The organism is Serratia sp. OS31, from assembly GCF_014164835.1.
GTDB classification, from domain to species: domain Bacteria; phylum Pseudomonadota; class Gammaproteobacteria; order Enterobacterales; family Enterobacteriaceae; genus Serratia; species Serratia liquefaciens_A.
Genome location: NZ_JACJFQ010000011.1, coordinates 136,100 through 146,619 on the forward strand (window position 1 = coordinate 136,100; position 10,520 = coordinate 146,619).

Genomic DNA, 10,520 nt, shown 5'->3' on the forward strand with positions numbered 1-10,520 from the left:
ATTCTCCGTGTTAGCCCGGTTTTAAAAATGGGTGAAGATCCAGTAGAGCCCGGCGGAAAGCAGCACCGAGGCCGGCAGCGTCAGCACCCAGGCCATCAGCAGATTGCGCAGGGTGGACATTTGCAGGCCGGAGCGGTTGGCCGCCATAGTCCCGGCAATGCCGGATGAAAGAACGTGGGTGGTGGAAACCGGCAGGCCGAAGGCGTCCGCCGCTCCGATAGTGGTCATCGCCACCAGCTCGGCGCTGGCGCCCTGAGCATAGGTGAGATGGCTTTTACCGATCTTCTCGCCCACGGTGACCACGATGCGCCGCCAGCCGACCATGGTGCCCAGCCCAAGCGCTATCGCCACCACCACCTTGACCCAGAACGGAATAAAGCGGGTGGCGCTGTCCAATTCACCTTTCAGCGCGTCCAGATTGCGTTGCGAGTCAGCGGGGATCTGAAGTTGTTTTTCCGTCTTCAGGTGCTTAATGACCTCCGACGTCAGGTACATATCATTTCGGGTGTTGGATACCGCCTGCGCAGGGATTTTGTCGACCGAACCGTACTGGCGAATTTGATCGCCGATGGCACCGGTCAGTTGGGCCAGGGCAGGCACCACTTCAGGTGTCAGCTCGCTGGTGCGAACATAGCCGGTGAGAACTTCACGTGGGGGAACCTGGCTGACCGCTGGGAACTGTTGCAACAGTTGGTTCTTTGTCACTTCCGCCAATGCCGCTACGCGGGGGATTTGCTCCGGCGGCATCGAACGGTTCAACGCATAGGCAATGGGCATGGTACCGACCAGGATCAGCATGATCAGGCCCATGCCTTTTTGCCCGTCGTTGGAGCCGTGAGCAAAGGAAACGCCGGTACAGGTCAGGATCAGCAGGCTGCGGATCCACAACGGCGGCGGCGAGTCATTTTTGGGGGCGGTATACAACTGGCGGTTTTTGACAAAGACCTTCAGCGCCAGCAGCAGCAAGGCGGCAAACACGAAGCCGATCACCGGTGAAAGCAGCAGGGCATAACCCACTTTAATGGCCTGGCCCCAGTCGACGCCGCTGGTGCCGGTGCGCCCGTGGATCAGGGCGTTAGCCACCCCAACGCCGATGATCGAGCCTATCAAGGTATGCGATGACGACGCAGGCAGCCCCAGCCACCAGGTGCCGAGGTTCCAGATAATCGCCGAGAACAGCAGGGCGTAGACCATGGCGAATCCGTTGCCGGTACCGGCCTGCAAGATCAGTTCAACCGGCAGCAGCGAAATGATGCCGAAAGCGACCACGCCGCTGGAGAGCAACACGCCGAGAAAATTAAAGAACCCCGACCAAACCACCGCCACCATCGGCGACAGTGAATGGGTGTAAATCACGGTGGCTACCGCATTGGCGGTATCGTGGAAACCATTAACGAATTCAAAGCCGAGCGCGATCAATAACGCCAATCCCAATAAAAGAAACGGAACGTAACTGGTATAAACCGCACCGGCATCGCTGACGTCGTTAAATAGATTTACTCCGGCAAAAGCTATCCCCAGCACTAATAAAAAAACAAAAAAAAGAACAGTGAGTCGACTGTTCTTTTGGTAGATTTTTGGCAGGCTTGACGCAGATGGCGCACCCGCTTGAACGGCGCTGTTATCGCTCATAAAGGACCTTCCCGATAGGCTTCATTAGATTACTGACGGTGCTGTACGGTGTTGCCATCAAAGTATTGGGAAATAATGTGACTTTTTTATGACGCTAATATTAATCATCGGGAACAGTGAAAATAATTAACGTTGGCATTTAAAGGTTGATATAAAGACTGAGATTAATTAATTCATGCGTGCGGTTATTCGGGACAAAGGTTTATGGCTCAAACGGTTGCGGAAAAATTACACAAACTTGATTTTGACGATGAGGTCACCGGGCTGATTTACGGCCACGTTTTTCGTACGGCAGAGCCGCCGCAGCGGGTCTCTTCGCAACAGGCCTGCCAGGCCTATCAGACGCTGTCGCCGGGGGAGGGATTTATCTGGCTGCATCTCAACCTGAACCATGCCGCGGCGGAAAAATGGCTGAAAAACCACTTTGCGATTTCCGACTTTTTCTTCGACGAGATCCGCCACGGATCTCATACCACGCGCATAGAACGTCAGGGAGAGGATTTGTTCGCGGTGCTTAACGACGTTATCTTCCACCCGAAAGAGAATAACCCTGAGATTGCGACGCTGTGGCTGTATTGCCGCAGTGGCCTGGTGGTCACGGTTCGGCACAAACCGCTGCGTTTGATTGAGCGGCTGCTGGGCCGGCTGGGGCCGCTGCAGTTGGCGTCTTCTACCGAATTGCTGGCGCATTTGCTGGAGGAGCAGGAAGAGGTGCTGGAGCAGGTGGTGCGGCAGGCCAACCAGTATGTCGATACCATCGAAGATCGCCTGCTGAGCAACCATGTGAAACGCAACCGTACCGAACTGGGGAGGATGCGCCGCATGCTGCTGCGTTTTCAGCGTCTGCTGGCGCCGGAGCCCGCGGCGCTGTTTCGCTTGCTGAATCGGCCGCCGACCTGGCTGAGCCGGGACGTGGTACAGGATCTGCGTCAGTTCACCGAAGAGTTCACGGTGGTGCTAAACGATCTCGCCAGTTTGACCGAACGCATTCGCTTGTTGCAGGAAGAGATAGGCGCCAAGCAGATGGAACAGAACAACCGCACGCTTTACACCCTGACGGTGATCACCGTGTTGGCACTGCCAATCAATATCGTCGCCGGCTTCTTTGGCATGAACGTGGGAGGGATCCCGCTGGCCAGCAATCACCACGGCTTTGTTTTGATGGTGTTGCTGGTCGGCGGCTTTACGCTGGTCACCGGCTATCTGGCGTTCAGACGGCGGGACGAGAGGTGATTAAAGTCTGGCTCGGTACTCTTCTTCCAGCCTGGTGTGGGTGCTCCAGAACGGCTGTGGTTGGCGATTGTGCAGGCGATCGACCAGGATATCCAGATGGGTGTGCCACCCCCCGGCCACGCTGAGCATTTCATCACGGTTGGCCAGGCGACGGTGGGTAACCGTCAGCAGCACGGCTTTACCCTGTTCGGTCAGTTCGAAGGTCACCTCGGAGGGGCGGCTTTGCCCCTGTTCGGCCCAGGTAAAACTCAGCAACCGCGGTGGGAAAAGGCAGGTGATATGGCCGACGTTGCTGACGCTGCAGCTCAGGTGCTTATATTTGGCCGGCGTTTGTTCGTGTTCGCCGGTCAGATCGGAATTGCGAAAAACCAGCTCCACCTGGGCTCCATTTTCCAGCTTCATCTCGCCGGCGGCCAGCCAGGTGGCACGTTTGTCGGATTCCGTCAGATAGGCCCAGACCCGCTCGATCGGGCCGGGCAGCAGCCGCTGAATGCGCAGCGTGCCGGTTTCAATAATCATGCCGTAGTCGTTCATCATTCACTCCTCGGGAGGATTCGGTTCCGGCTGCAGCAGCGCTGTTTCCAGCGCGTCCAGCCGCTCAGTCCAGAAATGCTCGTAGGTTTGCAACCATTGCATGGCCTGCGCCATGGGCTCGGGTTCAAGCCGGCAGATATGGTTTCTTCCTTGCACGGTGCGCTGCACCAGCCCAGCAAGCTCCAGTGCTTTAATGTGCTTGGAGGCGCCGGCAAACGACATCTGCAACGGCGCGGCCAGTTCACCAATGCTGTGCTCGCCGCCGGCCAGCGACCGCAGTATCGCGCGGCGTGTCGGGTCGGAAAGCGCATGGAAAATGGCGTCCAGCTGTGAGGAAGATAATTTAACCATATGGTTGAATATAGAACAGGTGGGCTAATATTCAACCAGTTTGTTGAATATTTTTTTCTGGCCCCGGCAGGTTAACCGGAGCCAGGGATCAGGCGTGGGTTTGCGCCAATATCGCGTTGAGCAGCACGTTGGCCCCGGCGGTTGACCACTCCGGGGAGATGTTCTCCAATTCGTTGTGGCTGATGCCCTCCACGCAGGGAATGAATATCATCGCCGTCGGTGCTACCCGGCTCAGGTAGCAGGCGTCATGACCGGCACCGGAAATCATATCCCGGTGTGAATAACCCAGCGTGCAGGCGGCCTGTCGCACACTGTCGATGCAACCAGAATCAAAGCGTATCGGTTGATATTGGAAAATGCGCTCGGCGCGGGCCTTCAGCCCATCGACACCCACTTTGGTCACCGCGGCAAGCAAACGTTGTTCCATCTGCGCCAATACCGCCTCTTGCGGGTGACGGAATTCGACGCTGAAGAACACCTTGCCCGGCACCACGTTGCGGGAATTGGGCGTGATCTGCGCCATACCCACCGTGGCGCGAGCGTCCGGCATAAAGGCTTTACCGATCTCATTGACCGCCTTGACCATGTCGGCGAAGCCGAGCAGGGCGTCGCGCCGACGATCCATCGGCGTCGTGCCTGCATGGGCGCTGAACCCGGTGATCTCCAGCTCATACCAGCGTTGCCCTTGCGCAGCGGTCACTACGCCAATCTCAATGTTTTCCGCTTCGAGGATCGGGCCTTGCTCGATGTGCAGCTCAAAGGCGGCGTGAATCGGCATGTTGCCCACCGGATGCTCGCCGGCGTAGCCGATTTGCTGCAAGGCTTCGCCGATGCTGGTGCCCTGTGCATCCTGGCGCGACAGGCCGTATTCAAGCTCGAACACGCCGGCAAATACCCCAGAAGAGATCATTGCCGGCGCAAAGCGTGCGCCTTCTTCATTCGTCCAGTTGATGACTTCCACCGCACGTTCGGTTGCGATTTGTCGATCGTTTAGGGTGCGGATCACCTCCAGCCCGGCCAGCACGCCGTAAATACCGTCGAAACGGCCGCCGTTGGGCTGGGAATCAACGTGGGAGCCGGTGACCACCGGGGCCAGATCCGGACGAGTGCCTTCGCGGCGCAGGAACATATTGCCCATGCGGTCGATGCGTACGCTGCAACCGGCCTCCAGGGCCCAATCGCGTAACCGATCGCGTGCCTGGCGGTCTTCTTCACTCAGGGCCAGCCGTGTCACGCCGTCTTTTGGAATAGCGCCGAACTGAGCCATGTCGAGCAGGCTTTGCCACAGGCGATCTCCGTTCACTCGATGCGTCACTTTTCCTCTCCCTGCGCCTTGGCGGCATAGCGAAAATCACAGCAGGACGCGCCGGACATGATGGTCTGGGTGCGCTGCAGTTCTACCTCTGGCGCGTAGCCGACGATAAATTGACTGTCGCGCGCGCAGGACAACAGATGGCCGATCTCACCCAAGCCCATTTGATGGTACATCTCGGCATAGCGGCAGCGGGTGACGTCATAGTTAAAATGCTGCTCGTCCTGGTAGATCACCTTCACCTGCAGCGCATCGTCTTTTTCCCACAGGTACTGCAAGGCGGCGAAACTTTGCAAATCCGCGCCATTGGGCTCCTGCGCAGCGAAGTTTTTGCCGGCTTCGATGGCGGCATTTTCGATAGCCTCGCCAATGACCGCCTGTGCGCGCTCTTTGCCGATCTCGCGCACCAGGATCTGGTAGATCGGTTTGATGATTTCCGCCTCTATGCGGCGGCGGGCCAGAATACCCAACTCGTTTTTTTCATCGCTCATCGCCTTGCTCCTCATTGCTTGCGGGTTTTTATTGTTTTTTTGCGCCACCCAGTACGGTCTGCGGCTGCCATTTGCCGTCAACCACCCGGTACAGGGTGAAGCTCGGCTGTTGCAGGTTGCCCTGTGAATCGAATGCAATGGTGCCGGTGACGCCCTGATAATGAATGGCGCGCAGCTTCGGCAGATAATCGGCCGGATCGGCGGAGCCCGCCTGCTCAATGGCGGCAATCAATACCCGGGTGGCGTCGTAGGCAAACGGCGCATGCAGTTCGATATGGGTTTGGTAGCGGTCGCGGTAGGCCTGCTCAAAGGCTTTGCCACCGGGCATTTGCTCCAGCGGCAGACCGGGCTCCAGCGCCACTACGCCTTCACCTTCTTTCTGTGCCAGCGTCAGGAAGGTCTGGCTGACAAAACCGCCGGCTCCCATCAACGGGGTGTTCATGCCCAACTGTTTGATACGGCGTGCCAGCGGCGCTGCCTGCGAGTCGACGCCGCCGAAGAAGATCAAATCGGCGTTTTTGCTGCGTACGGTGGTCAGGACCGCGCTGAAATCGACGGTCTTGTCGTCGACATATTCACGCGCCACCGGTTGGATACCCTGAGCTGCCAGCGACTTGATGAATTCATCCGCCAGTCCTTGTCCGAACGCGGTACGGTCGTCAATCACTGCAATGCGCTTGGCTTTTAGCTGTGTGACGGCGTAGATCCCGGCGTAATTACCGCCATCGTCGTCATGGCCCATGACGCGGAAGCTGGTATCAAACCCCTGTTGAGTATAGCCGTGGCCGGTGGCGACCGGCGCGACCTGGGCAATACCGGCGTCGTGGTAAATGCGTGCGGCCGGGATACTGGTGCCGGTGTTCCAATGGCCGACCACACCAGCCACGCCTTCGTCGACCAGGCGTTGCGCCACCGCGACGGCGGTGCGCGGATCGGATTGATCGTCCTCGGACAACAATTTAAAGGTGACGGCTTTGCCTTTGAGCGTGGGTTTCTGCGCGTTGGCATCGGCGATCGCCAGCTTAGCGCCGTTTTCCAAATCTTTACCGATACGCGCGGAAGGGCCGGTTAACGGGCCGGCCAGACCGATCAGAATGGTTTCATCGGCCAGCGCCGACGAGGCGGCACTCAGGCTGACCAGAACGGCGGTGGCTAACGCCAGCGGCTTGAAGCGAGTGATTTTGTTCATGTAAAACTCCCGGTGTGGTTAAAAGTAAACACGGTTATTCGCCCAGATAGGCTTGTTTGATTTTTTCATCATCCAGCAGGTCGGCAGAGCGGCCGCTATGGTTCAGATTGCCGCTGTCCAGCACATAAGCGCGATCGGTCGACGCCAGCGCCAGCCTGGCGTTTTGTTCAACCAACAGTAACGTGACGCCGTCATGCGACAGGCGTTTGATAACCTCAAAAATGGCCTCAACCACGATAGGCGCCAAGCCCATAGAAGGCTCATCCAGTATGAGCAGGCGCGGGCGGCTCAGCAGCGCACGACCGATCGCCACCATCTGCTGCTCACCACCGGAAAGTAATCCGGCCTGTTGGCGCAGCCGTTCGCGCAAGCGAGGGAAAAGCGCGTAAACCTGCTCCAAATCCTGTCGAACCGCCGGTTTGTCAGAGCGTGAATAAGCGCCAAGCTGCAGATTCTCCAATACCGTCATGCGGGCGAAAATCCCGCGGCCCTCCGGCACCATCACCAGCCCCTGCTGCAGCAAGCGATGCGGGGGTACGCCGCGAATGGAAAGGCCGTCGAACAGGATTTCTCCTTCAAACGACTGCAGGCCGGTCAGAGCGCGCAGGCTGGAGGTCTTGCCCGCGCCGTTGGCGCCGATTAACGTCACCTGCTCGCCGCTGTTCACCGTAAAATCGATGCCTTTCACCGCATGAATTCCGCCGTAAGACACTTTTAAATTTTTAACGCTGAGTAAGGGCTCAGACATGGGCAGCGCCTCCCAGATAAGCGCGGATCACCGCAGGCTCACGCCTTACCTGTGCCGGTTCGCCTTCGGCGATGACTTTGCCGTAGTCGAGTACCGTCATGCGGTCGCAAAGGCCCATCACCAGCTTGACGTCATGCTCGATCAATAACAGGGTTTTGCCACTGTCACGAATGCGTAGCAGCAGATCGCGCAGCGCCACTTTCTCGCCGGCGTTCATCCCGGCCGCGGGTTCATCCAACGCCAGCAATTTAGGCTCGGTCGCCAATGCCCGGGCGATTTCCAGCCGACGCTGGTGGCCATAGGAAAGATCGCCGGCGCGATAATGCGCGAACTGACTGATGCCGACGTACTCCAGCAGCGCGTGGGATTTTTCCCGCGTGGCCTGCTCTTCCTGGCGGGCGCGCCGATGACGTGAAATTGCCGCCCACAGGCCGTTGCGGGTGCGCAGGTGACAGCCGACCATCACGTTTTCCAACACGGTCATTTCATTGAACAGGCGCAGGTTCTGGAAGGTACGCGCGATGCCTGCCTGCGCCACCTTATCGATAGCCTGTGGCTTGTAACGCTGTTCTTGCAGGCGGAATTCGCCGCTGTCGGCGCGGTACAGACCGGTGATCAGGTTGAAGCAGGTGGTTTTGCCGGCGCCGTTGGGGCCGATCAAGCCGTAAATCTCACCCTGGCGAATGCTGATGCTGACATCGTCCACCGCGGTTAATCCGCCAAAGCGTTTACTGACGTGACTGAGCGTGAGAAGCGGCGTCATAAAGTGGCTCCCTGTTGATGACGTGCGGGCCACAGGCCTGCCGGGCGATACAGCATCACCAGAATCAACGCCAACCCGTAGAACAGCTGGCGGATGATTTCCGGATCGATCCACACCTGGCCGAACAGCGCCTGCTGCAGCGGCCCCATGGTGCTGCGCAGCAGTTCAGGCAAGGCGGCCAGCAACAGGGCACCGAGGATCACCCCGGGGATATGGCCCATGCCGCCCAACACCACCATCGCCAGCACCGCGATGGACTCTTGCAGCGTAAAGGACTCCGGTGAGACGAACCCTTGAAATGCCGCAAATAAAGCCCCGGCGATGCCGCCGAAGGTGGCGCCTATGGCGAAAGCCAACAGCTTGAAATTACGCGTATTGATTCCCATCGCCCGTGCCGCGTCTTCATCTTCGCGGATAGCGGTCCAGGCCCGACCCACCCGTGAATGTTGCAGGCGGAGACAGATAAACAGGATCAGCAGCAGCAGGGCGGCGAACAGGTAGTAATAGAGATACAGTGACGAAAAGCGGAAACCGAACCACTGTTGCATCCCCGAAAACTTCAGGCCAAATAGCGAGACCGGATCGATGCCGGAGATCCCTTTGGGCCCGTTGGTGATGTTGAGCGGCCGGTCCAGATTGCGCATCAGAATGCGGACGATCTCGCCAAAGCCCAAGGTGACAATCGCCAAATAGTCTCCACGCAGTCGCAGCGTCGGTGCGCCCAGCAGAATGCCGCACAGCGCTGCCAATAAAGCCGCCAGCGGGATCAGCAGCAGGATCGACAAATGCAGCCCATCGGGGAACCACTGCAGCAATATTGGAAATTGCTCGGTGAGGTGTGGTGACGACAATAACGCGGTCAGATAGGCACCTACCGCGTAAAAGGCGATAAACCCCATGTCCAGCAGGCCGGTGAGGCCGACCACGATGTTCAGCCCCAATGCCAGCATCAGGTAGAGCAAGGCAAAATCGATCACCCGCACCCAGTAGTTACCGCCTGCGGCACCGGCCACCCAGGGGGCCAGCAGCAGGCCGAGCATAAACAGCGCCACGCCGAGTCTGGCACGGCCAGGGGCATCGGTTTGCTGTAGGTGAGTCAAAATAGTCATCTTGTCTCCTCAGGCGCGGGTGGCGACGCGTTCGCCCAGCAGCCCGGATGGGCGAAATACCAACACGGCGATCAATATCAGGAAGGCGAAAACGTCCTGATAGTTACTGCCGAAGGTGCCCCCGGTCAGTTCGCCGAGATAGCCGGTGCCCAACGACTCGAACAACCCCAGCAACAGACCGCCGAGCATGGCGCCGCGCAGGTTGCCGATGCCGCCTAACACCGCCGCGGTAAAGGCTTTGATACCCGGCAGAAAGCCCATGGAGAAACCGGCATTGCCGTAGTTGCTGGCCATCATGATGCCCGCCACTGCCGCCAAAGCGCCGCCGAGGGCGAATGTCAGAACGATGATGCGGTTGGGGTCTATGCCCATCAGGCCGGCAACCTGCGGGTTTTCTGCCGTGGCGCGCATGGCACGCCCAAAGCGAGAGTGCTCGACCAATAGCAGCAGCCCGGCCATCACCAGCAGCGCGATTGCCAGCGTGGCAATACCGGTACCGGTGATCACCGCCGGCGCGTGGTTGGCGCTGCCTGGGGTCAGGGCGATAGGATCCATTGGCAGCAGTTGCGGGAACATCAACGGGTTGCGCGACCAGATCAGCATGGCCAGCGTTTGCAGCAGCAGAGAAACGCCAATTCCGCTGATCAGCGGTGCCAGGCGCGGAGCATTGCGCAGACGACGATAGGCCAGGCGCTCAATACTCATAGATACCAGCGCGCAGACGGCCATGGCGATCAGCGCCGCCAGTAACAGCACGACATAGGGTGACAGCGTAGGAAAATGGTGCTGCAACAGGTTAATGGTGGACAGGGCGCTCAGCGCTCCGACCATCAGCACATCGCCGTGGGCAAAATTGATGATGCGCAGAATGCCGTACACCATGGTGTAACCCAGGGCAATCAAGGCATAAATGCTGCCGAGCATCAGCCCGTTGACGGTCTGCTGTACCAGCGTATCCATAGGAGGGAGTCCCGAAAAATAATGATTCAGGAAGCTCACAGTAGAGAATTAAATAAAATTGTAAAATACGGAAAAATAATTTCTTATACAGAAAATGTGTGTTTTTAATTTATTGATTTATTTGTATATTAATTTTCAACTGCCGCCGATTTTTCAGCAAAATAGTCAACATATGAAAAAAACAGAACAATACAATGT

11 protein-coding genes are annotated in these 10,520 nt (G+C 58.1%); 1 reads left to right on the plus strand and 10 read right to left on the minus strand.

The window, feature by feature from the left end:
* Positions 1-21: 21 nt before the first annotated feature.
* The gene (locus tag H5P17_RS11995) at positions 22-1,632 is read right to left on the minus strand and encodes an inorganic phosphate transporter (protein ID WP_182823108.1); all 1,611 of its coding nucleotides are present in this window, start codon (positions 1,630-1,632) and stop codon (positions 22-24) included.
* Between the two features lie 204 nt (positions 1,633-1,836).
* Between H5P17_RS11995 and H5P17_RS12000 the strand changes: the two genes are divergently transcribed.
* Complete coding sequence (locus H5P17_RS12000; protein ID WP_182823110.1) at positions 1,837-2,865, plus strand: transporter; 1,029 nt, start codon at positions 1,837-1,839, stop codon at positions 2,863-2,865.
* On the opposite strand, the gene H5P17_RS12005 is transcribed toward H5P17_RS12000, so the two are convergent.
* From H5P17_RS12005 to H5P17_RS12045, 9 genes are all read right to left on the minus strand, one after another.
* Positions 2,866-3,399, minus strand: a complete 534-nt coding sequence (locus tag H5P17_RS12005; protein WP_046373455.1) for an SRPBCC family protein — start codon at positions 3,397-3,399, stop codon at positions 2,866-2,868.
* A gap of 3 nt (positions 3,400-3,402) precedes the next feature.
* The gene (locus H5P17_RS12010) at positions 3,403-3,750 is read right to left on the minus strand and encodes a helix-turn-helix transcriptional regulator (protein ID WP_044551417.1); all 348 of its coding nucleotides are present in this window, start codon (positions 3,748-3,750) and stop codon (positions 3,403-3,405) included.
* An 88-nt stretch (positions 3,751-3,838) separates the two neighbouring features.
* A complete protein-coding gene (locus H5P17_RS12015; protein ID WP_182823111.1) occupies positions 3,839-5,065 on the minus strand; it encodes a Zn-dependent hydrolase in 1,227 nt (408 codons plus the stop codon).
* Positions 5,062-5,553 (minus strand): L-2-amino-thiazoline-4-carboxylic acid hydrolase, encoded by a 492-nt coding sequence (locus H5P17_RS12020; protein WP_182823114.1) that lies wholly within the window; start codon positions 5,551-5,553, stop codon positions 5,062-5,064. Before H5P17_RS12020 ends, H5P17_RS12015 begins: the two co-directional genes overlap by 4 nt.
* 28 nt (positions 5,554-5,581) lie before the next feature.
* Positions 5,582-6,742, minus strand: a complete 1,161-nt coding sequence (locus H5P17_RS12025; protein WP_182823116.1) for a branched-chain amino acid ABC transporter substrate-binding protein — start codon at positions 6,740-6,742, stop codon at positions 5,582-5,584.
* 34 nt (positions 6,743-6,776) lie between these two features.
* Entirely contained in the window at positions 6,777-7,490 is a 714-nt protein-coding gene (locus H5P17_RS12030; RefSeq protein ID WP_182823117.1) for an ABC transporter ATP-binding protein, read from the minus strand.
* Positions 7,483-8,253, minus strand: coding sequence for an ABC transporter ATP-binding protein (locus tag H5P17_RS12035; RefSeq protein ID WP_044551406.1), 771 nt, complete (start codon positions 8,251-8,253; stop codon positions 7,483-7,485). Before H5P17_RS12035 ends, H5P17_RS12030 begins: the two co-directional genes overlap by 8 nt.
* On the minus strand, positions 8,250-9,362 hold the full coding sequence (locus H5P17_RS12040) for an ABC transporter ATP-binding protein (protein ID WP_182823119.1): 1,113 nt from the start codon (positions 9,360-9,362) through the stop codon (positions 8,250-8,252). Before H5P17_RS12040 ends, H5P17_RS12035 begins: the two co-directional genes overlap by 4 nt.
* Positions 9,363-9,371: 9 nt before the next feature.
* Positions 9,372-10,322, minus strand: a complete 951-nt coding sequence (locus H5P17_RS12045; protein WP_182823121.1) for a branched-chain amino acid ABC transporter permease — start codon at positions 10,320-10,322, stop codon at positions 9,372-9,374.
* Positions 10,323-10,520 lie beyond the last annotated feature (198 nt).